Origin of the sequence: Streptomyces hokutonensis, assembly GCF_000376565.1 — a bacterium.
Lineage (GTDB): Bacteria > Actinomycetota > Actinomycetes > Streptomycetales > Streptomycetaceae > Streptomyces > Streptomyces hokutonensis.
The window spans coordinates 1-24,129 of sequence record NZ_BARG01000014.1; the positions used below are offsets into that span (position 1 = coordinate 1).

Annotated in this window: 23 protein-coding genes; 17 read left to right on the forward strand and 6 right to left on the reverse strand. The window is 69.9% G+C overall.

Features of this window, described 5'->3' with window-relative positions; genetic code table 11:
- The first annotated feature begins 50 nt into the window (after nt 1-50).
- The 10 genes from rsmA (at nt 51) to SSP08S_RS05730 (ending at nt 13,362) form a co-directional block, all read left to right on the forward strand.
- Nucleotides 51-932, forward strand: a complete 882-nt coding sequence (gene rsmA, locus SSP08S_RS05685) for a 16S rRNA (adenine(1518)-N(6)/adenine(1519)-N(6))-dimethyltransferase RsmA (protein ID WP_019066607.1) — start codon at nt 51-53, stop codon at nt 930-932.
- Complete coding sequence (locus tag SSP08S_RS05690) at nt 933-1,862, forward strand: 4-(cytidine 5'-diphospho)-2-C-methyl-D-erythritol kinase (RefSeq protein WP_019066608.1); 930 nt, start codon at nt 933-935, stop codon at nt 1,860-1,862.
- A gap of 193 nt (nt 1,863-2,055) precedes the next feature.
- Nucleotides 2,056-2,835 (forward strand): MHYT domain-containing protein, encoded by a 780-nt coding sequence (locus SSP08S_RS05695; protein WP_019066609.1) that lies wholly within the window; start codon nt 2,056-2,058, stop codon nt 2,833-2,835.
- A 446-nt stretch (nt 2,836-3,281) separates the two neighbouring features.
- Complete coding sequence (locus SSP08S_RS05700) at nt 3,282-5,282, forward strand: sensor histidine kinase (RefSeq protein WP_019066610.1); 2,001 nt, start codon at nt 3,282-3,284, stop codon at nt 5,280-5,282.
- Nucleotides 5,283-5,498: 216 nt separating this feature from the next.
- The gene (locus SSP08S_RS05705; protein ID WP_019066611.1) at nt 5,499-6,521 is read left to right on the forward strand and encodes a peptidoglycan recognition protein family protein; all 1,023 of its coding nucleotides are present in this window, start codon (nt 5,499-5,501) and stop codon (nt 6,519-6,521) included.
- Nucleotides 6,522-6,592: 71 nt separating this feature from the next.
- Nucleotides 6,593-8,395 (forward strand): ABC-F family ATP-binding cassette domain-containing protein, encoded by a 1,803-nt coding sequence (locus tag SSP08S_RS05710; protein ID WP_019066612.1) that lies wholly within the window; start codon nt 6,593-6,595, stop codon nt 8,393-8,395.
- A 189-nt stretch (nt 8,396-8,584) separates the two neighbouring features.
- On the forward strand, nt 8,585-10,312 hold the full coding sequence (locus SSP08S_RS05715) for an outer membrane protein assembly factor BamB family protein (RefSeq protein WP_019066613.1): 1,728 nt from the start codon (nt 8,585-8,587) through the stop codon (nt 10,310-10,312).
- Nucleotides 10,313-10,364: 52 nt separating this feature from the next.
- Nucleotides 10,365-12,116 carry an outer membrane protein assembly factor BamB family protein gene (locus SSP08S_RS05720; RefSeq protein ID WP_019066614.1) on the forward strand — a complete coding sequence of 584 codons (1,752 nt, stop codon included), beginning with the start codon at nt 10,365-10,367 and terminating at the stop codon, nt 12,114-12,116.
- A 206-nt stretch (nt 12,117-12,322) separates the two neighbouring features.
- Nucleotides 12,323-13,015, forward strand: coding sequence for a helix-turn-helix transcriptional regulator (locus SSP08S_RS05725; RefSeq protein ID WP_026178205.1), 693 nt, complete (start codon nt 12,323-12,325; stop codon nt 13,013-13,015).
- Complete coding sequence (locus tag SSP08S_RS05730; protein WP_019066616.1) at nt 13,015-13,362, forward strand: hypothetical protein; 348 nt, start codon at nt 13,015-13,017, stop codon at nt 13,360-13,362. The genes SSP08S_RS05725 and SSP08S_RS05730 overlap by 1 nt, the downstream gene beginning before the upstream one ends.
- 67 nt (nt 13,363-13,429) lie before the next feature.
- On the opposite strand, the gene SSP08S_RS05735 is transcribed toward SSP08S_RS05730, so the two are convergent.
- Both SSP08S_RS05735 and SSP08S_RS05740 read right to left on the reverse strand, forming a co-directional pair.
- Nucleotides 13,430-13,741 (reverse strand): hypothetical protein, encoded by a 312-nt coding sequence (locus tag SSP08S_RS05735; protein ID WP_019066617.1) that lies wholly within the window; start codon nt 13,739-13,741, stop codon nt 13,430-13,432.
- Nucleotides 13,742-13,761: 20 nt separating this feature from the next.
- Complete coding sequence (locus tag SSP08S_RS05740) at nt 13,762-15,450, reverse strand: sodium:solute symporter family protein (RefSeq protein ID WP_019066618.1); 1,689 nt, start codon at nt 15,448-15,450, stop codon at nt 13,762-13,764.
- A 146-nt stretch (nt 15,451-15,596) separates the two neighbouring features.
- Here SSP08S_RS05740 and galT point away from each other — a divergent pair, with 146 nt between their 5' ends.
- Genes galT through galK form a run of 3 tightly spaced genes read left to right on the forward strand, consistent with a single transcriptional unit; the run spans nt 15,597 to nt 18,773 of the window.
- Nucleotides 15,597-16,655, forward strand: coding sequence for a galactose-1-phosphate uridylyltransferase (gene galT / locus SSP08S_RS05745; RefSeq protein ID WP_019066619.1), 1,059 nt, complete (start codon nt 15,597-15,599; stop codon nt 16,653-16,655).
- On the forward strand, nt 16,655-17,620 hold the full coding sequence (galE, locus tag SSP08S_RS05750; RefSeq protein WP_019066620.1) for a UDP-glucose 4-epimerase GalE: 966 nt from the start codon (nt 16,655-16,657) through the stop codon (nt 17,618-17,620). The genes galT and galE overlap by 1 nt, the downstream gene beginning before the upstream one ends.
- A 10-nt stretch (nt 17,621-17,630) precedes the next feature.
- On the forward strand, nt 17,631-18,773 hold the full coding sequence (galK, locus tag SSP08S_RS05755; RefSeq protein ID WP_019066621.1) for a galactokinase: 1,143 nt from the start codon (nt 17,631-17,633) through the stop codon (nt 18,771-18,773).
- Nucleotides 18,774-18,789: 16 nt separating this feature from the next.
- Here galK and SSP08S_RS05760 read toward each other — a convergent pair whose 3' ends face one another.
- Entirely contained in the window at nt 18,790-19,245 is a 456-nt protein-coding gene (locus SSP08S_RS05760) for a GNAT family N-acetyltransferase (protein WP_026178206.1), read from the reverse strand.
- Nucleotides 19,246-19,505: 260 nt separating this feature from the next.
- On the opposite strand from SSP08S_RS05760, the gene SSP08S_RS05765 reads away from it, so the two are divergent.
- Complete coding sequence (locus tag SSP08S_RS05765; protein ID WP_019066623.1) at nt 19,506-20,273, forward strand: LuxR C-terminal-related transcriptional regulator; 768 nt, start codon at nt 19,506-19,508, stop codon at nt 20,271-20,273.
- Here SSP08S_RS05765 and tamR read toward each other — a convergent pair.
- Nucleotides 20,232-20,729 (reverse strand): MarR family transcriptional regulator TamR, encoded by a 498-nt coding sequence (gene tamR / locus SSP08S_RS05770; protein ID WP_019066624.1) that lies wholly within the window; start codon nt 20,727-20,729, stop codon nt 20,232-20,234. The genes SSP08S_RS05765 and tamR overlap by 42 nt on opposite strands.
- Nucleotides 20,730-20,833: 104 nt before the next feature.
- Between tamR and SSP08S_RS05775 the strand changes: the two genes are divergently transcribed.
- The 3 genes from SSP08S_RS05775 to SSP08S_RS59075 all read left to right on the forward strand — a co-directional run bounded on the left by SSP08S_RS05775 (nt 20,834) and on the right by SSP08S_RS59075 (nt 22,263).
- Nucleotides 20,834-21,640, forward strand: a complete 807-nt coding sequence (locus tag SSP08S_RS05775) for a trans-aconitate 2-methyltransferase (RefSeq protein WP_019066625.1) — start codon at nt 20,834-20,836, stop codon at nt 21,638-21,640.
- Between the two features lie 5 nt (nt 21,641-21,645).
- Entirely contained in the window at nt 21,646-22,008 is a 363-nt protein-coding gene (locus SSP08S_RS05780; protein ID WP_026178207.1) for a VOC family protein, read from the forward strand.
- 81 nt (nt 22,009-22,089) lie between these two features.
- The gene (locus SSP08S_RS59075; protein WP_019066627.1) at nt 22,090-22,263 is read left to right on the forward strand and encodes a CsbD family protein; all 174 of its coding nucleotides are present in this window, start codon (nt 22,090-22,092) and stop codon (nt 22,261-22,263) included.
- A gap of 57 nt (nt 22,264-22,320) precedes the next feature.
- Here SSP08S_RS59075 and SSP08S_RS05790 read toward each other — a convergent pair whose 3' ends face one another.
- Nucleotides 22,321-22,998 carry a TetR/AcrR family transcriptional regulator gene (locus SSP08S_RS05790; protein ID WP_019066628.1) on the reverse strand — a complete coding sequence of 226 codons (678 nt, stop codon included), beginning with the start codon at nt 22,996-22,998 and terminating at the stop codon, nt 22,321-22,323.
- Entirely contained in the window at nt 22,995-24,011 is a 1,017-nt protein-coding gene (locus SSP08S_RS05795) for an acyl-CoA desaturase (protein ID WP_019066629.1), read from the reverse strand. The genes SSP08S_RS05790 and SSP08S_RS05795 overlap by 4 nt, the downstream gene beginning before the upstream one ends.
- Nucleotides 24,012-24,129: the final 118 nt, after the last annotated feature.

Here is a 24,129-nt window from a genome sequence, read left to right on the forward strand (position 1 = left end):
ACCAGCCACAACGGACCCGCACCCAAAAACGGCCCCGTACCCTAGGAGCCGTGAGCAGCAACCCCGACGCCCTACTGGGCCCAGCCGACATCCGCGAGCTGGCGGCAGCCTTGGGCGTACGCCCCACCAAGCAGCGCGGCCAGAACTTCGTGATCGACGCGAACACCGTCCGCCGCATCGTCCGCACCGCAGACGTCCGCCCCGACGACGTGGTCGTGGAGGTAGGCCCCGGCCTCGGCTCACTCACCCTCGCCCTCCTCGAAGCGGCCGCCCACGTGACCGCCGTGGAGATCGACGACACCCTGGCGAGCGCACTACCGGCGACCGTAACGGCCCGAATGCCCGAGCGGGCCGAGCGCTTCGCACTGGTCCACTCCGACGCGATGCAGGTGACCGAACTCCCCGGCCCACCCCCCACCGCCCTGGTCGCGAACCTCCCGTACAACGTGGCCGTACCGGTCCTCCTCCACATGCTGGAGCACTTCCCGACCATCGAGCGCACCCTCGTGATGGTCCAGGCGGAGGTGGCGGACCGCCTCGCCGCGCCGCCCGGTTCGAAGGTGTACGGCGTCCCGTCCGTGAAGGCGAACTGGTACGCCGAGGTCAAGCGGGCCGGCTCCATCGGCCGTACCGTCTTCTGGCCCGCGCCGAACGTGGACAGCGGCCTCGTGTCGCTGACCCGCAGGCCGGAGCCGCTGAAGACCACCGCCGACCGCCGCGAGGTCTTCGCCGTGGTCGACGCGGCCTTCGCGCAGCGCCGCAAGACGCTGCGGGCCGCGCTCGCCGGCTGGGCGGGCTCGGCGGCGGCGGCCGAGACGGCGCTCGTCGCGGCCGGGGTGTCCCCGCAGGCACGCGGCGAGTCCCTGACGGTCGAGGAGTTCGCCCGCATCGCGGAACACAAGGTCGCAGAGCACGAGGGAGAGTCCGAGTAAGTGAGCGTCACGGTCCGCGTCCCCGCCAAGGTCAACGTCCAACTCGCGGTCGGCGCAGCGCGCCCCGACGGCTTCCACGACCTGGCCAATGTCTTCCTCGCGGTCGGCCTGTACGACGAGGTCACCGTGACCCCGGCCGACGAGCTCCGCGTCACCTGCTCGGGCCCGGACGCGGCCCAAGTCCCCCTGGACCGCACGAACTTGGCGGCGCGGGCGGCCGTAGCCCTCGCCGAGCGGTACGGCCGCAGCGAGGCCGTGCACATCCACATCGCCAAGGACATCCCCGTCGCCGGCGGCATGGCGGGCGGCAGCGCGGACGGTGCGGGCGCGCTGGTGGCGTGCGACGCGCTGTGGGGCACCGGCGCCTCGCGGGCCGAACTCCTGGACATCTGCGCCGAGTTGGGCAGCGATGTGCCGTTCAGCCTGGTGGGCGGGGCGGCGTTGGGCGTCGGTCGCGGGGAGAAGCTCACCCCACTGGAGACCGGCGGCACCTTCCACTGGGTGTTCGCGATGGCCGGGCGGGGGCTGTCGACCCCGGCGGTCTTCCGGGAGTTCGACCGCCTGGCGGAAGGGGTCGACATCCCCGAGCCGATCGCCTCGCAGCCGCTGCTCGACGCGCTCGCGAAGGGTGACCCGGACGCGCTGGCCGCCGCCGTCTCCAACGACCTTCAGCCGGCGGCCCTTTCGCTCTTCCCGGAACTCGCCGACACCCTCGCCGCGGGCCGCGCCGCGGGTGCGCTCGCCGCGCTGGTCTCCGGCTCGGGCCCGACGACCGCGTTCCTCGCCCGTGATCCCGGGTCGGCGGAGAAGGTGGCTCAGGCGCTGGCGGCCTCGGGAACATGCCGGACGGTACGCACGGCGGCGGGTCCGGCGGTCGGCGCGACCGTGATCGCCCGACCTTCACACCAGGTCCACGAAAACCCCGCCTGAACTGCGAAAATGCGCATGTGCGGTGTTATCGAAACCACATTGATCTAATGTTCGCCAATCAACCTCAAGATCCCTTTCATGGCGTATGTCCTACAGGGTACGGCTGGCATGATCAGCCAACCCCGGTCCTCGTTACCGGCGGTACTCCCTGCGCGCGCGGTCTCGCCGCGCCACGCCCGAGAGGAACCTCCCCATGGGCCACATGGACCACTTCAGCGCCGGCTGGGTCACCCCGGTCCTGTCCTACGCGATGGCCTGCGTCGGCGCCGCGCTCGGACTGCGCTGCACCGTAAGGGCACTTGAGGCGGACGGCGCCTCCAAACGGAACTGGCTGACCCTCGCCTCCGTCGCCATCGGCTCCGGCATCTGGACCATGCACTTCGTGGCGATGCTCGGCTTCAGCGTCGAAGGCACCCCCATCCGCTACGACGTCCCGCTCACCGTCCTGAGCCTCCTGATGTCGATCGGCGTGGTCGCCGCCGGCGTCTTCACCGCCGGCTACGGCCGCTCCCGCGTCACCTCGGTCGCCTTCGGCGGACTCGGCACCGGCCTCGGCGTCGCCGCCATGCACTACACCGGCATGGCCGCGCTCGACCTGCACGGCCGGATCGACTACGACCCCTGGCTGGTCATCGCCTCCGTCGTGATCGCCGTCGTCGCCGCGACCGCCGCCCTCACCCTCACCCTGATCGTCCGAGGCCCGGTCCTCGCCACGCTCGCCGCCCTCGTCATGGGACTCGCGGTCAGCACCATGCACTACACCGGCATGTACGCCGTGAGCGTCACCCTCACCCCCAGCGGCGCGACCCTCTCCGGCGCCACCGCCACGGAGTTCATCTTCCCGCTCGCCGTCGTCCTCGGCTCCTTCCTCTTCCTGGCCTCCGCCTACGTCGCCCTCTCCCCGACCGGCAAGCGCCACGAGTCGGCCTTCGCGGCCGAGCTGCTGCGCGAGGTCGAACTCGCCACGGTCTGAACCGACTTCGGCCGCACCGACGGCGATGCCCCCGGGCCGCTCGGCACCGGTCGTGGCGCGAGCTTCGAACCGACCGCGGTCCGCCCCGACTCCAACCAGTCCTACGGCCACGGCTCCCCGCTCCCTTGGGCGCCGGTCGTCGATCGATATGTCGAACACGTCATGGACCGACCCGACTTCAACCGCTCCTACGGCATCGGCCGCCGCTCTCCGGGGCGCCGATGTCGGCCGCCGATCGGCGTCGAACACGCCCCGGCCCGAGCCGACTTAGGCTCCTCGCGGCACCGGCCCCCTCCCCGGGACTCCGCCCCCGAATCGCTGCGCGAGATCCAACTCGCCACGGTCTGAGCCCGCTTCGGCTCTCCTCTCGGCACCGGCCCGCCAACTCCCCCGGCGGCCGGCGCCGTTCGAACCACCCGCACTTCCCCTCCCGAACGAGGTCCCCCATGCGTGTCCTCCGCGCACCGGCCCGACTGCGCCCCAGATCTGTCCGCGCGAAGATCGTCGCCCTGCTGATGCTGCCCGTCGTGTCCCTGATGGCCCTGTGGGGCTTCGCCGCGGTGACGACCGCGTCGAGCATCGCCGACACCGAGACCGCCAAGGACGTCAACTCCGAACTCCTCACCCCCGTAGCGGAGTTCATCACCGCCGTGCAGGGCGAGCGGACCGCCGCCCTGCGCCGCGCGGACGCCCCGGCCGCCTTCAAGGCCGCCACGAAGGCCACCGACACGGCCGCCGCCGCACTGCGCGACGGCATCAACGACTCCAGCTCCGACGCGGCACTCATCGACTCCTCGCTGCCGGGCCGGATCGACAAACTGGAGGCCGACGCCGACGGCCTCGCGGCGCTGCGCGCGAGCGCCACCGCCAAGGGCGCCAAGCCGACCGCCGTCTACGCCGGTTACTCGGCGATGGTCGAGCACGGCTTCTCCGTCACCGGTGCCCTCACCGGCGACAAGACCGCCGCCGACGCCTCCGGGGCCCGCGTGGTGCTCGAACTCTCCCGGGCCCGCGAGGCGGTCGCCCAGGAACAGGCACTGCTCGGCGCCGCCCGCACCGGGGGCGAGCTGACACAGGACCAGTACGCGCTGTTCGTCGGCGCCGTCGCCACCCGGCAGGCCCTGCTCGAACCCGCCGTCGCCGACCTCAAGGCCGAGCACCGGAAGGCGTACCGCAAGATCCTGGACGGCACCGGCTACGCCCAGTTCCAGGCCGTCGAGAACCGGGTGCGCAGCGCGGGCCCCGGCACCTCCGCCGTCTCCGCCGGACTGCTGCGCGGCTGGGACTCCGCCGCGAGCGGGGTGCTCACCTCGCTCGACGCGGCCGAGACGAAGGCCGGTACGGGGGCCACGGCCGCCGCCGACCCCTTCGGCTGGGACACGCTCGGCGCCTCCGGGATCGCCGTGGTCCTCGGCCTGGTCGGCGTACTGCTGTCGCTGCTCGTCTCCGTGCTCGTCGGCCGCGGCCTCATCGTCGAACTCCTCGACCTGCGCAACTCCGCCCTCGAAGTGGCCGGCCGCAGCCTCCCGCGGGCCATGCGCCGACTGCACGCGGGACAGGGCGTCGACATCGACGCCGAGGCCCCCATCCGCCGCCTCGCCGGTGACGAACTCGCCCAGGTCGGCACCGCGTTGACCGCCGTCCAGCGCGCCGCCCTCAGGGCCGCCTCCGAACGCGCCGAACTCCTCAGCGGCATCTCCGGCGTCTACGTCAGCCTCGCCCGCCGCAGCCAGGTCCTGCTGCACCGCCAACTCGACCTGCTCGACGGGATGGTGCGCCGCCAGAACGACCCGGCCGAACTCCAGGAGCTCTACCGCGTCGACTACCTCGCCACCCGCATGCGCCGCCACTCCGAGAGCCTGCTGATCCTCTCCGGCATCGCACCCGGCCGCGGCTGGCGCGACCCGATCCCGCTGACCGACATCCTGCGCGCCGCCGTCGCCGAGATCGAGAACTCGTCCCGGGTGCAGATCTGGGCCGTACCGAAGGTGTCGCTGACCGGCGGTTCCGTCGCCGACGTGATCCACCTGCTCGCCGAACTCGTCGAGAACGCCACGGCCTTCTCCCCGCCCAGCACCCAAGTGCAGTTGCGCGCGGCCAGGCTGCGGGAGGGCGGCGTCCTCATCGAGATCGAGGACAGCGGCTTCGGCATGAAGGACGACGCGCTGGCCGACGCCAACCGCAAGATCCAGTCCGAGAAGGTCGACCTCCTCGACGCCAAGCAGATCGGCCTCTTCGTGGTCAACCGGCTGCGCGAACGCCAGGGCCTGCGCGTCGAGATACGGCACTCGCGCAGCGGCGGCGTCACGGCCGCCGTACTCATCCCCGAGGGCCTGATGCGCGACGACATGCCGGTGGGCGAACAGCAACAGGCGTCCGGCGGGCGGGGGTTGGCACCGGCCTCGGCCCTGGTCCCGCAGCAACGGCTGCGCGGGGCGGGAGCCTGAGGCACCGCCGGGTCCCTCCGCACCATCTCCACACAGATGTACCGCAATAGCAGTACAGGTGGGGCGGATGGGGCGGATAGGTTCGTTTGATACTTCAAGTGCACTGCTGGAAGGGTCTGTTCCGTGTCCGACGCCCCCACACCGTCGTCCCCCACCCCGTCCCACCGCAGGAAGCGGTCCCTCTCGCGTCGCGGCGCGATAGGGGCCGCCGGAGCCGTGGCGGCCGGGGCCGCCCTCACCCCGGTGGTGTTCGCGGCCACCGACTCCGGCTCGGACTCCACCCCCGACACGACCCCGTCGGGCACGACGCCGCAGACCTTCCCGGCCACCCGCACCGAGACCGCCACCGGCACCGCCCCCGCCACCACGGCCTTCGCCGCGTCCTACGTCGGCCTCCGCTGGACCGGCGACCAGAACGGCGCCGGCATCCGCCTCGCGGACGGCAACTGGCAGCAGATCGGCACCGGTTGCGCGACCGTCGACGGCGGCGGCACGGCCCTGGTCGCGGCCGACGAGGCCACGAGCTACGAGGTAAAGACACCGGCGGGCGCGACGGACGTACACACGGTCGCGATCGACTGCACGCGGGGCCCCGGCCGCACCTTCCACGTACCGTCCGAGCCGACCCGCGTCCGTGGCGTCCGCTACCTCTCGCGCCCGGCCTGGGGCGCCGACGAGTCCAAGCGGTACAAGGACGGCAAGGTCAACACCCCCGAGGCGTACTACCCGTTGCAGTCGATCACCGTCCACCACACGGACACCCCGAACGCCGACCCGGACCCGGCCGCGACCGTCCGGGGCATCTACGAGTACCACGCGGTCACCCTCGACTGGGGCGACATCGGCTACCACTTCCTCATCGACGAGGCGGGCGTCGTCTACGAGGGCCGTTACTCCGGCGACGATCTCGTCCCGGCCTTCAACCCCGACGGCAACCTCGTCACCGCCTTCCACACGGCCGGCTTCAACTCGGGCAACCTGGGCATCGCCCTCATCGGCAACCTCGTGTCCCAGCCTCCGACCGACGCGGCGAAGGCGTCGTTGATCCGCCTCATCAAGGTCATCGCCCGCTTCAAGAGCCTCGACCCCCAGGCGAAGATCACCTACACCAACCCGGTGAACGGCGTGCAGAAGGACAACGAGACAGTCAGCGGCCACCGGGACTGGCTCCAGACGGACTGCCCGGGTCAGACGATGTACGACCTGCTGGGCGAGGTCAGGGCAGCGGCAGCTCGCTGACCTGCACGGATCGTCAGCCTCCCGCCGCGCATTACTCTGGGAGGCTGACCGTCCCCCCTGTCAGGAGAGAAATGGCCGTCAACCTGGTCAATGTCGAGAACGTCAGCAAGGTGTACGGCACCCGTGCCCTGCTCGACGGTGTCTCGCTCGGTGTCTCCGAAGGGGACCGGATCGGGGTCGTGGGCCGTAACGGAGACGGCAAGACCACCCTGATCCGGATGCTCGCCAAGCTGGAGGAGTCCGACACCGGCCGTGTCACCCACTCCGGCGGACTCCGGCTGGGAGTCCTCACCCAGCACGACTCCCTCGACCCGGAGGCGACCGTCCGCCACGAGGTCATCCGGGACATGGCCGACCACGAGTGGGCGGGCAACGCCAAGATCCGCGACGTACTGACGGGACTGTTCGGCGGGCTGGACCTGCCGGGCTTCCCGCAGGGACTCGATACCGTGATCGGCCCGCTCTCCGGCGGTGAGCGCCGTCGTATCGCGCTCGCCAAGCTGCTCATCGAGGACCAGGACCTGGTCGTCCTCGACGAGCCGACGAACCACCTGGACGTCGAGGGCATCGCCTGGCTCGCCCAGCACCTGCGCGAGCGGCGCTCCGCGCTCGTCTGCGTGACCCACGACCGCTGGTTCCTGGACCAGGTCTGCACGCAGATGTGGGACGTGCAGAAGGGCGATGTCTACGAGTACGAGGGCGGCTACACCGACTACGTCTTCGCCCGTGCCGAGCGCGAGCGCATCGCCGCCACCGAGGAGACCAAGCGGCAGAACCTGGTCCGCAAGGAACTCGCGTGGCTGCGCCGGGGCGCCCCGGCCCGTACGTCGAAGCCGCGGTTCCGCGTCGAGGCCGCCAACGAACTGATCGCGGACGTGCCGCCGCCGCGCGACACCAGCGAGCTGATGAAGTTCGCCTCCTCGCGGCTGGGCCGGACCGTCTTCGACCTGGAGGACGTGACCGTCCAGGCCGGTCCGAAGGTGCTGCTGAAGCACATCACCTGGCACCTCGGCCCCGGCGACCGCGTCGGCCTGGTCGGGGTCAACGGCGCCGGGAAGACCTCCCTGCTGCGCGCCCTCGCGGACGCCGCCCGCAGCGACGGCGAGACCCAGCCCGTGGCCGGCAAGGTCGTCGTGGGAAAGACCGTGAAGCTCGCGTATCTCTCGCAGGAGGTCGCCGAACTCAAGCCCACGCTGCGGGTGTTGGAGGCCGTGCAGCAGGTGCGGGAGCGGGTCGACCTCGGCAAGGGGCGGGAGATGACCGCCGGGCAGCTGTGCGAGACGTTCGGCTTCAACAAGGAGAAGCAGTGGACGCCGGTCGGGGACCTGTCGGGCGGTGAGCGGCGCAGGCTCCAACTCCTGCGGCTTCTCATGGACGAGCCCAATGTCCTGTTCCTCGACGAGCCCACCAACGACCTCGACATCGAGACCCTGACCCAGCTGGAGGACGTCCTCGACGGCTGGCCCGGTTCGATGATCGTGATCTCCCACGACCGGTTCTTCGTCGAGCGCACCACCGACAAGGTGTACGCCCTCCTCGGCGACGCGACCCTGCGGATGCTGCCGCGCGGCATCGACGAGTACCTGGAGCGGCGCCACCGTATGGAGGAGGTCGCCGCCGCTGCCGTCCCCGTCGTGGAGAAGGCCGCGCCCGCCGTGAGCGCCGCCGACCAGCGGGCCGCGAAGAAGGAACTCCAGAAGATCGAGCGGCAGTTGGACAAGGTCTCCGAGAAGGAGGCCAAGCTGCACGCCCAGATCGCCGACAACGCCACGGACTTCGCGAAGGTGGCCGAACTGGACGCGAAGCTGCGGGACTTGGGCGGCGAGCGCGAGGAGCTGGAGATGCGGTGGCTGGAACTCGCCGAGGACGCGTGAAGGGTGAGTGAAGGCGCATAACGGGGCTGTCACGGGCCGGTTCTCCCTTGGGTACAGGGGTGAACCGGCCCGTTGTCCATGGACGGCCGAGTGATAGAAAGGGCCGTCTGAGACCTGCTTGAACGCGCCTCCGGGTCCTCGCGAACCTCGGGGCGTGGCTAAAAATCAGTGAACGAGGGGGAGCCGCTGATGACTCAGCCGCCCGAACAGCCGCCGTCCGGCGGTTACGGAGCGCCGCCGAACCAACCGCCACAGCCACCGTCCGGCGGCTTCGGCGCTCCGGTTCCTCCGGCGCCCGGCTACGGCTACCCGCAGCAGCAGCCGGGCCCGTACGGCTCGGGTCCCTACGGCAATCCGCAGCAACCGGGTCCGTACGGCCAGCCGCAGCAGCCCGGCCCCTACGGTCAGCAGCCCCAACAGCCCGGCCCCTACGGCGGATACGGCTACCCCCCGCCCCCGCCACCGCAGTTCGCCCCGCCCCAGCCCCCCTCCGGCCGCGGCCCCTTCAAGGGCAGGCCCGCCCTGCTGATCGCGGCGGCGGTCGCCGGTCTGCTGGTCGTCGGCGGCACGGTGTGGGCGGTCACCGGCGGCGGCGGGGACAAGAAGCCGGTCGCGGAGAAGAGCGGCAGCCCGAGCGCCTCCGGAACCGCCGACGACCCCGCCAACCCCGGTGACGGCAGCGGCGACGGCGGCAAGGACCCTGAGAACCTCAACGAAGGCCGCAAGTCCGGCGAGGCGAAGGTGCTCTGGTACAAGGAGGCGCCGGACGCGCCCGGTTCCGGCGCCGACGCCCCCGGCATGTGGATCACCGGCAAGACCGCGGTGAAGGCCGCGTACAAGGAGGTCGTCGCCTACAACGTCGGTGACGGCAACCCGACCTGGGCCACGATCACCTTCCCGCAGAAGATCTGCGCGGTCACCCCCGAGAAGTCCGCCGACGACAAGGTCGTGGTGGCGTACATGAGCGGTGTCAGCGACAGCGCCAAGTGCAACCACCTCCAGCAGCTCGACCTGAACACCGGGGCGAAGGGCTGGACGGCGACCGTCGCGGACGGCGACCTGTTCGACAGCGCGCTCAGCATCGGCCTGACCATCACCGGCAAGACCCTGATGGTGGGCCGCTCGCAGTCGGGCGTGGCCTACGACCTCGCCACCGGCAAGCAGCTCTACGAGAAGAAGAAGTACGGCGCGGCCTGCTTCCCGTCCGGGTTCGCGGGCGGCAGCAAGCTGCTCGTGGTCTCGTCCTGCGGGGCGGGCTCCGACACCGAGCACGACGAGGTGCAGGAACTCGACCCGGCGACCGGCAGGGCCAAGTGGACGAAGGCGATCCCCAAGGGCTGGACGGTCTCCCATGTGTACTCGGTGAACCCGGTCGTCCTCTACATGACCGACGCGGACGACAAGCACTGGAACATCTCGACCCTGAAGAGCGACGGCTCCGTCCGCTCCCAGGTCGACTCCAAGGCGTCCTTCGCCCCCGGCTGCGGCACCTTCAACGACGATCTGCAGGGCTGCGAGGCCGTCGCGGCCGACGCGAACACCCTCTACCTCCCGACCGACGCGACGACCGGCCCCAACCAGATCGTCGCGATCGACCTGGCCACCGGCAAGGAGAAGTGGCGCGTCAAGTCCCCGGCGGACGAGTCGATGCTGCCGGTCAAGGCCGAGGGCGGAAAGCTGACCGCCTATGTGGAGGCCGCCTACGACGCGGGCGGCCAGGTCGTCTCCGTCCCGACGACCGGCTCCTCGCACACCCCGACGAAACTGCTCCAGCTGCCGGCCGGCACCGCGCGCATCGAGTCGAGCTTCTTCTCCCGGGACATCGACTACGTCGACGGGCGCTTCTACATCTCGTCGACCCGGCTGAACGGCAATGACGACACGAAGGAGAAGTTGATGCTCGCCTACGGCAAGTGACGCCTTCCGCCGTCCTGTTCGCTTCCGTCGACCCGTCCCCGAGGTACCCGTCATGACCCAGCCGCCCCCGCCCCCGCCGAACCAGCCCCCGCAGCAGGGCGGCTTCGGCCCGCCCCAGGACCAGCCCCCGCAGCAGCCCCCGCCCCCGCCCGGCTACGGCTACCCGCAGGCACCGCCCCAGCAGCCCGGCTACGGCTACCCCGGCCAGCAGCCCAACCCGTACGCGCAGCCCCCGCAGCAGCCGTACGGGCAGCAGCCCAACCCCTATGGCCAGCAGCCCGGCTACGGCTACCCGGGGCCGGGCGGGCCCGGTCAGCCGACCATGCCGTTGCACCCGCAGCCGGGCGGGCCGGGCGGCGGTGGACGGAAGTTCGGGGCGTCCGCGGTGATCATCACGGTGGCGGTCGTGGCGATCGCGCTGATCGTCGGCGGCGGCATCTGGTACTCGGCCTCGTCCAACAAGGACGACAAGGCCGACGACAAGAAGACCACCGCCGACTCGACTCCCTCCGACAGCAAGGGCGGTACGACCTCGGGCGGCAAGGAGAAGGTGCCCGCCGACACCGCCTCCAAGGTCCTCTTCCAGGTCCCGATGCCCAAGGTCACCGACACCATGGTGACCACCGGCTCCTGGCTCACCGACAAGGTGTACGCCAAGAGCGGGGCCGCCGAGATCGACGGCTACGACCGCGACACCGGCGCCAAACTGTGGACGATCAAACTCCCCGGCCCGGTCTGCCAGGCCACCAGGAACACCACCACCGACGGCAGAACGGCGATCATCTACGAGCCCGCCATGCCGACCAAGGCCAAGCCCTCGAACGGCTGCAGCCAGATCGCCGCGCTCGACCTGAACACGGGCACCAAGCTGTGGACCAAGACCGCCAACTCCGGTGACCAGCCGATCAGTTTCGAGAACGTCACCGTCAGCGCCAACACGGTCGCGGTCGGCTCGACCGACGGCGGCGCAGCCTTCGACATCGCCACCGGCAAGGTCCTGTGGAGCCCGAAGGCCGACGACTGCTACGACGCCGGCTACGGCGGCGGCGCCAAGCTGGTCGCGGTGCGCAGGTGCGGCACGTACGACTCGCCCACGCTCCACATCCAGACCATCGACCCGACCTCCGGCAAGGTGCTCTCCGACTACAAGATGGCCCAGGGCATCGAGTACGCGAGCGTCGTGTCGACCGACCCGCTGGTCGTCGCGGCCGACGTCGGCGACAGCGCGGGCGACGGCAGCGGCATCTCCGACTTCTTCTCCATCGACAACAAGACCGGCGCCCTGCGCGCCCACATCCCGGCACCGGGCAAGCAGTACGCGGGCCGCTGCGACGGCATCACCCGCGTCGAGTACTGCACCGAACTCGCCGTAGGGAACGACCGGTTGTACGTCCCCACCGAGGAACACGACGGCTCCGGCGACTCCTACAGCCGTACCAACGAGATCGTCGCCTTCGACCTCGCCACCGGCAAGCAGACCGGCCAGCGCGCCGACGCGGGCGACGGCTACACCATCACCCCGCTGCGCATGGACGGCAGCAACCTGCTCGCCTACAAGTCCCCGCCCTACGACAAGGGCGGCCAGATCGTCAGCATCGACGGCAACTCCTTCAAGGAGACGACGCTCCTGGAGAACCCGAGCACCGAGACGGTACGGGACGTCGAGACCAGCTTCCTGCCGGACTACGCGGAGATCCTCTACTCGGAGGGCCGGCTGTACATGTCGGGCGTCTACGCGGACAAGCCCTCGTCGTCCTCCACGGACGACAAGGACCTGGCGATCGCCTTCGGCACAACAGGCTGAACCACCCCCCCCATCATGTGTGAATGCCCCGGAATGCGAAAAAGTCCGTCGATCCGGGGCACTTCTCTCCGGTAGGGGCAGCGCAACGTCGAACAAGCGTGTAGCTTCCGGGGGCATGAAGGACGGGGGTGCTGGGGGCCCTCTGTTCTTGGGGACCAGTGGGCATCCATAGTGGGCATCCATTGGGGGGACTGGGGGGTTGCTCGATGGGAGTGCGGCTGATGGTGGTCGACGACCACCGATTGCTCGCCGAGGCACTGGCCTCGGCACTGAAGCTGCGGGGACACCGGGTGCTGGCCGCGGCGGCGCCCGCGGCGGGCGCGGCGGAACTGGTGATCACCCGCGCACCCGAGGTGTGCCTGCTGGGCACGGCGACACCGGCCGAGCCGGGCATCTTCGACCCGGTGGTGAAGATCAAGCGGGAACGTCCGCAAGTAGCGGTACTGGTCCTCGGCCCGGTCCCGAGCCCCCGAGGCATCGCCGCGGCCTTCGCGGCCGGCGCCTCGGGCTACGTCCGTCACGACGAGCGCATAGAGGGCGTGGAGCGCGCCATCATGAAGGCCAGGGCGGGCGAGGCGGCCGTAGCACCACAGTTGTTGCAGGGAGCCTTCAGCGAACTCCTCAACCCGGCGGCCCAGCCCGACGACGAGGGCCAGCGCCTGCTCCAGATGCTCACGCCCAGGGAGGTAGAGGTCCTGGTCCGGGTGGCCGACGGCGAGGACACCCGCCTGATCGCGGCGGGCATGGGCATAGCCCCGTCGACGGCGCGTACGCATGTGCAGCGGGTGCTGATGAAGCTGGGGGTGGGGTCGCGGCTCGAGGCGGCGGCGCTGGCGGCGAGGACGGGACTGCTGGACAGGGCGGGCCCACTGAACAATTCGGCGGGCCCGGACGCGTAATGGATCAGCGGTGGGTGCGGGAGGAGTCCCGCGTCGCGTGGGAGGCGATGAGCAGGCGCGAACACGCGACTGTCGTGCGGGCGGTCCGCAAGGGCGAGCCGATACGGGACCCGGCCACGGCGCTGCTGGCGCTGCACTGGGCGTGGACCGTCATAGGCCCGCCCCATGCCCGCAGGCGCTACCCCTGGGGAGACGCCTTGCTGGATCTCAGGCCCGCTGCTTTCCTCACGGACATCTACGACGGCACCGAGCGGAACGACGTCCGCACATACGTCCGCCGCGATGCCCGAAGGGTCGAGGCGGCGTACTTGCCGTTCCTGGAGTCGCGGGGCGTGGAAATGGGCTGAAGGTGACTCCTCAGGGGCGCGGGGAACTGCGCGACCAGCCACAGCCCACCCGCACCCGGCAGCAGTCCTAAGCCCCCTCTTCCTCCTCCGTAACCTCCACCGGAGGTACCGGCCGCAGCTTCAACCACCCCAGGAAGAAGATCCCGAGCAGCAACATCGCGATCCCGGTCCACAGGTTGATGTTGACCCCCTCGGACTTGTCCAGCGACGAGTCCGACGGGTTGATCCCCGCGATCGTGACGATCACGCCGTAGACGACGAACAACCCCCCGATGATCAGCCGTAGATCGAACAGCCGGGACGCGGTCGTCGACTTGCCCTCCAGCTCACTGACTTCGCGCTGGAGGTCGTGCTCTGAGTGTCCGGAGTTTTCAGACATGGTCTCTCAATCCTCCGCGCCTAGAACGAGAACGGGATGTAGCAGAGGGCGGCCAGGGCCACCGCGCCCCAGCCGAGCAGGGCCGGCCGGCGGTACCACGCGTCGTCGCCCGCGGCGGGCGCCTCGGTCATGCCGGGGGACGTCGTGCCGTAGACGAGGCCCTGGAGCTGTTCGGCCGACTTGGGCTGGGTGAACAGGGACACCGCGAACATGACCACCGCACCGGCGACGAAACCGGCGATCGCGGAGACGAAGTTGGCGCCCTGGTCGGAGGGGATGGAGATGATCCCCTGCTTGTAGATCCAGAAGTAGTTGACCATCGCGGTGACCGTGCCCGCGAGCAGCCCCCAGAAGCCGGACTTCGGGGTGGCCCGCTTCCAGAACATGCCGACGATGAAGACGACGAACATCGGCACGTTGAAGAAGGAGAACAGGGTCTGGAGGTAGCTCATGATGTTCGAGAACGACGAGGCCAGGAACGCCGTGCCCACCGACGCCGCCACGCCGATCACCGTGATCAGGCGGCCGAAGCGGACGTAGTACTCGTCCTCGCGGTCCTTCACGACGTACTTGGCCCAGATGTCGTTCGTGAAGACCGTGTTGAAGGACGACACATTGGCCGCCATACCCGCCATGAAGGCCGCCAGCAGCCCCGTCACCGCGATGCCGAGGACGCCGTTGGGCAGCAGCTGTTCCATCAGGTACGGAATCGCGTCGTTGTACTGGAGATCGGACCCACTGGTACCGATCTTCGGGACCAGCGCCGCTGCCACCAGCCCCGGGATCATCACCAGGAACACGATGAAGACCTTCGGGTACGCGGCGATGAGCGGGGTGCGCTGGGCGGCGGACAGGTTCTTCGCGGAGAGCGCGCGCTGCACCTCCGCGAAGTTGGTCGTCCAGTAGCCGAACGACAGCACGAAGCCCAGCCCCAGCACGATGGTCAGCCAGTTCGCCCCCAGCGGGTTGACGCTGCCGATGCCGGTGCCGCCCCACGCGGTGGTGAAGTTGTGGCCGTGGGTCGCGTCCAGCTTGTCGGTCAGGCCGTCCCAGCCGCCGACCTTCTTCAGGCCGAGGTAGGAGATGGGGATGAGGGCCGCGAGGATCACGAAGAACTGGAGCACTTCGTTGTAGATCGCGGACGACAGCCCGCCGAGGGTGATGTACGCGAGCACGAACGCGCCGGCGACGACGATCGCCACCCACTGCGGCCAGCCCAGCAGCGCCTCGACGACGATCGCGAGGGCGTACAGGTTCACACCGGCGATCAGGATGGCCGCGAAGGCGAACAGGATCGAACTCAGCAGGTGTGCCCACTTGTCGAAGCGCAGCAGCAGGAACTCGGGGACCGAGCGCACCTTCGAGCCGTAGTAGAAGGGCATCATCACCAGGCCGAGGAAGACCATGGCGGGGATGGCGCCGATCCAGTACCAGTGCACGGTGTAGGCGCCGTACTGCGCGCTGTTGGCGGCCATGCCCAGGATCTCGGTGGCGGCGAGGTTGGCCGAGATGAAGGCGAGACCGGTGATCCACGCGGGCAGCGAACGCCCGGAGAGGAAGAAGTCGAGGCTCGTCCTCACCGATCTGCGGGCAGCCAGACCGATGCCGAGGACGACGACGAAGTAGATCGCCAGGATCGTGTAGTCGAGCCCGTTGGTGGGGAGCCGGAGCTCGGCGGCGAGAGAGGTGGGGGGCTGCAGAGTCTGCATCAAGCGCTCACCTTGTGTGTGTTCTTAGTTTGGTGTTCTTTGTTTGATTTTGATGGTGACGACTGGGGGGATCGGTGGTTTGATGTGTTTAGTTCTGTGTGAAGCCCGGATGTGGCGTGGATGTACGTACGGATGGAGAGCCCGGCGTGAAGAAGACCTCGACCCGGTTGGCCGACGGTCGTGAGCTCATCTACTACGACCTGCGGGACGACACCGTGCGCGACGCGGTGGACCGCCGCCCGCTGGAGCGCACGGTCACCACTTCGGAGGTACGGCGGGACGTGCTGCTCGGCGACTCGGTGGCGATCGCCTCGCACCGCCAGGGCCGCACCTACCACCCGCCGGCCGACCAGTGCCCGCTCTGCCCGACGACGGGCGACCGGCTCAGCGAGATCCCGGACTCCTCGTACGACGTCGTCGTGTTCGAGAACCGTTTCCCCTCGCTCGCCGGGGACTCCGGCCGCTGCGAGGTGGTCTGCTTCACCTCCGACCACGACGCGTCCTTCGCCTCGCTGACCGAGGAGCAGGCGGCCCTCGTCCTCGAGGCGTGGACGGACCGGACCTCGGAGCTGTCGCATCTTCCCTCCGTCGAGCAGGTCTTCTGTTTCGAGAACCGCGGCGAAGAGATCGGTGTGACCCTCGGTCATCCCCACGGCCAGATCTACGCCTACCCGTTCACCACCCCGCGCACCGCCCTGATGCTGCGTTCACTCGCGGCCCACAAGGAGGCGACCGGCGGGGAGAACCTCTTCGACGCCGTCCTGGAGCGTGAACTCGCCGGTGAGCGGGTCGTCCTTGAGGGTGAACACTGGGTCGCCTTCGTGCCGTACGCGGCGCACTGGCCCTACGAGGTCCACCTGTACCCCAAGCGCCGCGTGCCCGATCTGCTCGGGCTCGACGAGGCGGCGCGCACAGAGTTCCCCAAGGTCTATCTGGAACTCTTGAGGCGCTTCGACCGGATCTTCGGTGAGGGCGAGCCTCCGACGCCGTACATCGCCGCCTGGCACCAGGCGCCGTTCGGCACGCTGGAGGAGTTCGAGGGTGTGAGCAGGGACGACTTCGCGCTCCACCTCGAGCTTTTCACCATTCGCCGTACGTCCGGCAAGCTGAAGTTCCTCGCGGGTTCCGAGTCCGGCATGAGCGTGTTCATCAACGACGTGCCGCCGGAGTTCGCGGCACAGCGACTGCGAGAGGTAGCGAGTTGATGAGCGGTAAGTACCTGGTCACGGGCGGGGCGGGTTACGTCGGCAGCGTGGTCGCCCAGCACCTGCTGGAGGCGGGCCACGAGGTCACCGTCCTGGACAACCTGTCGACTGGTTTCCGTGAAGGGGTCCCGGCGGGTGCTTCCTTCATCGAGGGCGACATCAGGGACGCGGCCAAGTGGCTCGACTCCTCTTACGACGCCGTGCTCCACTTCGCCGCGTTCTCGCAGGTCGGCGAGTCCGTCGTCAAGCCCGAGAAGTACTGGGAGAACAACGTCGGCGGCTCGATGGCCCTGCTCGCAGCGATGCGCGAGGCGGGAGTCCGCAAGCTGGTCTTCTCTTCTACGGCGGCCACGTACGGCGAGCCGGAGGAGGTCCCGATCGTCGAGACCGCCCGCACCTCCCCGACCAACCCCTACGGCGCGTCGAAGCTCTCGGTCGACTTCATGATCACGAGCGAGGCGGCGGCCCACGGCCTCGGCGCGGTCTCGCTGCGCTACTTCAACGTGGCGGGCGCGTACGGCAGTTGCGGCGAGCGGCACGCCCCGGAGTCGCACCTGATCCCCCTCGTGCTCCAGGTCGCGCAGGGCAAGCGGGACGCGATCTCCGTCTACGGCGACGACTACCCGACGCCGGACGGCACGTGCGTCCGTGACTACATCCACGTGGCGGACCTGGCGGACGCACACTTGCTGGCACTCAAGGCGGCGACCCCCGGCGAGCACCTGATCTGCAACCTGGGCAACGGCGAGGGCTTCTCCGTCCGCCAGGTCATCGAGACCGTCCGCCAGGTCACCGGGCACCCGATCCCCGAGGTCGTCGCCCCGCGCCGCGGCGGCGACCCGGCGTCCCTGGTCGCCTCGGCGACCCGCGCCAAGGAGCGCCTCGGCTGGAACCCGACCCGCGCGGACCTCGCGGGCATCGTCGCGGACGCGTGGGCGTTCGCGCAGAACGTATCGAAGGGTTAGGAGAGAACACGTGGGTGTACTTGAGGGCTTCGAGGAGCTGTACGGCACCGCTCCCGAGGGCGTCTGGGCCGCGCCGGGCCGGGTCAACCTGATCGGCGAGTACACCGACTTCAACGAGGGCTTCGTGATGCCGCTCGCCCTGCCGCACACGGCGGTGGCGGCGGTGTCCCGCCGCACGGACGGAGTCCTCCGCCTCCACTCGGCGGACATCGAGGGCCCGATGGTGGAACTGCACGTCGACGACCTCGCCCCGCGCACGAACACCAGCTGGGCCGCGTACCCGGCGGGCGTGGTCTGGGTGTTGCGCGAGGCGGGCCACCAAGTCACCGGCGCGGACATCCACTTGTCGTCCACGGTCCCGACGGGCGCGGGCCTGTCGTCCTCGGCGGCCCTGGAGGTCGTCACGGCCCTGGCCCTCAACGACCTCTTCGAACTGGGCCTCTCCGGCCCGGAGTTGGCCCGCTTCTCACAGCGCGCGGAGAACGACTTCGTAGGCGTCCCCTGCGGCATCATGGACCAGACGGCCTCCGCCTGCGCCGAGGAGGGCCACGCGCTCCACCTCGACTGCCGAGACCTGTCGATCCGTCAGATCCCCTTCGACCTGGCGTCGGAGGGCCTGTCCCTCCTGGTCGTCGACAGCCGCGTGAAGCACGCCCTCGGAGACGGCGAGTACGCGGAACGCCGAGAAGGCTGCGAGGAGGGCGCCCGCCAACTCGGCGTCCCCTTCCTGCGGGACGTGCCGTACGAGGACCTGGAGTCGTCACTGGCGCGACTGTCGGACGAGCGGATCCAGCGCTACGTCCGCCACGTGGTGTCGGACGACCACCGGGTGGACCAGGTGATCGCCCTGCTCGACGCGGGCGAGGTCCGAGCGATCGGCCCGGTCCTGACGGAGGGCCACATCTCGCTCCGCGACGATCTGCGCATCTCCTGCCCGGAGCTGGACCTCGTGGTCGACACAGCGGTCGGCGCGGGTGCCCTCGGCGCCCGCATGACAGGCGGCGGCTTCGGCGGCTCGGCGATCGTCCTGGTCGAGGCCACGGAGGCGGATACGGTCACGAAGGCGGTCGAGGAGGCGTTCGCGGGCGCCGGCTATACGGCACCTCGGGTGTTTTTGGCGGTGCCTTCGGCGGGGGCTCGGCGGGTGAGCTGAGAGCGCGGCCGTTCGCTCACCGAAGGTTCTTGATCAGGGTGTACTCCGTGATCCCCGGCGGATAGTCCGGGATCACGCACACCACCTCGTACCCCTGCTTCTTGTAGAACTCCGGTGCCTGGAAGTCCCAGGTCTCCAGGCGGGCTGCCACGCAGGCGCGCTCGTCGCGGGCGATGCGCTCCGCCTCCGCGAGCACCCGGGAGCCCAGTCCCGACCCTCGGTGTCGGCCGTCCACCCACAGATACGTCACGTGGAGCCAGTCCGCCCAGGTGTGGCAGACGGCTCCGGCCGCCAGGTCGCCGGAGTCGTCCAACGCCCAGACCTGAAGCGGAACTTCACGTTCGCGAGGGGTTCCGCGGAGGGCCCGTAGGACCGGGGACGCGGCCGTGTTGGTTTCGAGCAGCCGGGCGCGGAGCAGATCGCGTCGCTCTCTGTCGACTTCCGTCTCAATACGAAACATGCGGCTCACCATAAACGGGCCGGACAGTCAGTTCTGCAAATTAGCTTCCGCTGCTGCGCCCCGGCCGTACCCTGTGAACAGCACCGGTGGGGGCCGGTGCTGATCAGGGGGCGAGACAAGTCGGGTACGACGCCCGATGTGGGGGTAGCAGTTTCTGCACGGCGGCGGCCGTGCGGCTTCGGCCGCTCCCGGGCGTCGTACCCGCAACCAACGCTCGTCTCCCGACGATGAGGTATCCCCTGCTCCACCAGGAGCCTGGGGAAGGGGGTTTCGTGGTTCGCATCCGAGTCCTGGTCGTCGACGACCATCGCATCTTCGCCGAGTCGCTCGCCGCGGCACTGGCGGCCGAGCCCGATGTCGACGTGTCCGCGGCCGGCAGTGGTCCCGCCGCGCTGCGCAGCATGGAGCGCGCCAACGCCGAGGGCCGCAGATTCGACGTCCTGCTGGTGGACGCCGACCTGGGCGGGAATGTGCAGGGCATCCGGCCCGCCGTGCCCGTGCAGGCGGGCAACGAGGACGGGCTGGTGGACGGGATCTCCCTGGTCGCCGGGGTCCGTTCCGCCCAGCCGAGCGTACGGATGGTCGTACTGGCGGAGAAGGACGATCCGCGCCGGGCCGCGCTGGCCCTGCAGGCCGGGGCCTCCGGCTGGGTCGCCAAGGACTGCTCGCTGTCCAGGCTTTTAACCGTCATCCGAGGTGTCCTGCGCGACGAGACGCATCTGCCGCCGGCCCTGCTGACCGGGGTCCTGCGTGAGTTGACGGCCGCGCGCAAGCACCGTACCGAGAGCGAGCGGCTGGTGGAGTCGCTGACTCCGCGGGAGCGCGAGGTGTTGCGCTGCATGGTGGCCGGGCTGGGGCGGAAGGCCGTCGCCGAGCGGCTGTTCCTTTCGCCGCACACAGTCCGGACGCATATGCAAAACGTGCTCGGCAAGTTGGGGGTGCACTCGACTCTCGCGGCGGTGGCTCTGGCCCGGCGCGCGGGGGTCGGGCCCGTCGATCTAGCCGGGGATGTTGTCGAACGGGGCGGTCAACTGGCGTAGCAGTCCGGCCAGTTCGCCCCGCTGGGCGCGGGAGAGTTCCGCGAGGATCGCGCGCTCCTGCGCCAGCAGTCCGGCCAGGGCCTGGTCCGCGCGGTCCTGGCCCTCCTCGGTGAGGCGGACCAGCACGCCCCGGCGGTCGCTGGGGTCGGGGAGCCGTTCGACCAGGCCCTTCTTCGCCAGGCGGTCGATACGGTTCGTCATCGTGCCGGACGTGACCAGGGTCTGCGTCAGCAGCTGGCCGGGGGAGAGCTGGTAGGGGCTGCCCGCGCGCCTCAGCGCCGTCAGCACGTCGAACTCCCAGGGTTCCAGGCTGTGCTCGGCGAACGCCAGCCGGCGGGCCCGGTCCAGGTGCCGGGCCAGTCTGCTCACCCGGCTGAGTACCTCAAGTGGCTCCACGTCGAGGTCCGGGCGCTCCCGGCGCCACGCTGCGACAAGCCGATCGACCTCGTCCTCCATGACGATCAGTGTAGTGGTTGTGTCGACATGAAGTCTCTTGATATCAACTAACTCGCCTCGAAGTCTCTTGACATCGAGATAAGTCGGGGAGGAGGGTGGGTGACATGACGACGACTTGGGACCCCGCCCAGTACCTGCGGCACGCCGGCCACCGCGCCCGCCCGTTCGCCGACCTCCTCGCCCGCGTCACCGACGTCCTCGGCACCCCGCCCCGCATCGCCGACCTCGGCTGCGGCCCCGGCAACGTGACCGCCGTCCTCGCCGACCGCTGGCCCGCCGCGCACATCACCGGCTACGACAACTCGCCCGAGATGCTGGAGAAGGCCGCCGCCCACGCCGGCCCCACGGCGGGTGGCGGCAGCCTCGACTTCGCCCACGCGGACGCGACGGAGTGGGCGCCCGCGCAGCCGTACGACCTGATCGTGTCGAACGCGGCGCTGCAGTGGGTGCCGGGACATCTGGACCGCTTCGGCGACTGGGTGGCCGCGCTCGCGCCCGGCGGCACCTTCGCCTTCCAGGTCCCGGACAACATCGACGCGCCCCTGCACGCCCTGATGCGCGAACTCGCCGCCACCGCCCGCTGGAAGAGCCGGCTCGGGGAGGTCCTCCGGCACGAGGACTCGGTGCACACCCCCGGTGTCTACCTCGACCGCCTGGCCCGCCTCGGCTGCGCGGCCGACGTCTGGCAGACGACGTACCAGCACATCCTGCCCGGCCCCGACCCCGTCCTCGACTGGGTCAAGGGCACCGGCCTCCGCCCCGCCCTCACCGCCCTCGCCGACGACCCGGAGGCACGGGACGCCTTCGTCACCGAGTACCGCGACCTGCTCCGCGAGGCGTATCCGACGGCGGAGTACGGCACGGTGCTGCCGTTCCGGCGGCTGTTCGCGGTGGCCCGCAAGGGGGCGTGACGGCGGTGATCTCGGCCGTGGATCATGTGCAGTTGGCTGCCCCGGCGGGGTCGGAGGACGCGCTGCGCGGCTACTACGTCGGCGTCCTCGGCATGACCGAGATCCCGAAGCCGCCGGTACTGGCGGCGCGGGGCGGGTGTTGGTTCGGGGCGGGGGCGGTCCAGCTCCACCTGGGGATCGAGGCCGACTTCCGTCCGTCGGCCAAGGCCCACCCCGGGCTCCGGGTCGTCGACATCGAGGCGTACGCGGCCCGGCTGGAGGCCCGCGGGGCGAAGGTCACGTGGGACGAGGGCCTGCCGGGACACCGGCGCTTCTACTCGGAGGATCCGGTGGGGAACCGGCTGGAGTTCCTCGAACCGGAAGGCTGAACGGCGTTTGTCCGCCGTGATCGCGGCTACTCGCATGGTGACCGAGTTCCGCGTACCGATCCGACCGGGAGTTGATGAACCGTGGCGAAGGACGAGAAGGCCAAGGCCAAGAAGGAACAGGTCAAGGGCAAGGTCAAGGAGACCGTGGGCCGGGCCGTGGGCAACGAGACCATGGCGGCCAAGGGGCAGGCCGAGAAGTCCAAGGGGGACGCGCGGCAGGCCAAGGAGAAGGCGAAGGACGCCTTCAAGCGCTGACGTCGGCGCCGGAAGCGATGAGGGCCCCTGCCGGACGGCAGGGGCCCCTCTGTGTACTCAGCTCTTTCTGTGGCCTATCAGGCGCGGCTTCGCCTCCAGCCCGTCCAGCCCGTGCCACGCCAGGTTCACCAGATGTGCCGCCACCTCCGCCTTCTTCGGGCGGCGGACGTCCAGCCACCACTGGCCGGTCAGGGCGACCATGCCGACGAGGGCCTGGGCGTAGAGGGGGGCGAGTTTGGCGTCGAAGCCGCGGCTCTTGAACTCGCGGCCCAGGATGTCCTCGACCTGCGTCGCGATGTCCGAGATCAGGGACGCGAAGGAGCCGGTCGATTGCGGGATGGGGGAGTCGCGGACCAGGATGCGGAAGCCGTCCGTGTACTCCTCGATGTAGTCGAGGAGGGCGAAGGCCGCCTGTTCGCACAGCTCGCGGGGGTGGCCGGCCGTCAGGGAGCTGGTCACCATGTCCAGCAGGCGACGCATCTCGCGGTCCACGACCACCGCGTACAGGCCCTCCTTGCCGCCGAAGTGCTCGTAGACCACCGGCTTGGAGACCCCGGCCTTCGCCGCGATCTCCTCCACCGACGTGGCCTCGAAACCTTTCGCCGCGAAGAGCGTGCGACCGACTTCCAGCAGCTGGGCCCGGCGTTCGGCTCCCGTCATCCGGGTGCGGCGCGCGCGCCGGGGCTTCTCGTTGCTCGGGGTGCTGCTGGGATCGGTCGCCACGGCGTCAATCATGCCGCCTCCGCCGACTCCTTCCGGGGCCGAGAGCTGTCCGGACCGGAGATACGGCGCGAATCGATACGCGAGCGTGACGGCCAGCGCACGTCATAGGCCCAGCCGAGTTGCTCGCACCAGCGGATGATCCGCGCCGAGGAGTCGATCTGGCCGCGCATCACACCGTGCCGCGCGGACGTCGGGTCGGCGTGGTGCAGGTTGTGCCAGGACTCGCCGCAGGACAGGACCGCCAGCCACCACACGTTGCCCGAACGGTCACGGGACTTGAAGGGGCGCTTGCCGACCGCGTGGCAGATCGAGTTGATCGACCAGGTGACGTGGTGCAGCAGCGCCACCCGGACGAGCGACCCCCAGAAGAAGCCGGTGAACGCGCCCCACCAGGACATCGTCGCCAGGCCGCCGATCAGCGGGGGCAGCGCGAGCGACAGCATCGTCCAGAAGATGAACTGGCGGGAGATCGCCCGGATCGTCCGGTCCTTGATCAGGTCCGGCGCGTACTTGTCCTGCGGGGTGCGCTCCTCGTCGAACATCCACGCGATGTGCGCCCACCACAGGCCCTTGATCAGCGCCGGCACGGTCTCGCCGTAGCGCCACGGCGAATGCGGGTCGCCCTCCGCGTCGGAGAACTTGTGGTGCTTGCGGTGGTCGGCCACCCAGCGCACCAGCGGGCCCTCGACCGCCATCGACCCGGCGATGGCGATCGCGATCCGCAGCGGGCGCTTCGCCTTGAAGGAGCCGTGCGTGAAGTACCGGTGGTAGCCGATCGTCACGCCGTGGCAGCCCAGGTAGTAGAAGAACACCAGCAGGCCGAGATCGAGCCAGCTCACCCCGCCCCAGCTCCAGGCCAGCGGCACCGCCGCGACCAGCGCCAGGAAGGGGACGGTGATGAAGAGGAGGAGTGTCAGCTGTTCCAGCGTCCCCTTTTTCTCGCCGCCCAGGGTGGCGGCGGGCAGCGGAGTGCCGTCGTCGTTCGCCCGCGGGGCGTCGTCGATCACATCGGAGCTCGTGGTCATGGGCGTCCCCTGTGGGGTTCGGAGGTGGAGGCGGAGCGTCGGACGGCGGGAGCCGAGTATGAGTTCACCATGGACTTCCCTACGGTTCCGTAACCTACGGCGACGTAAGTATGGCAGT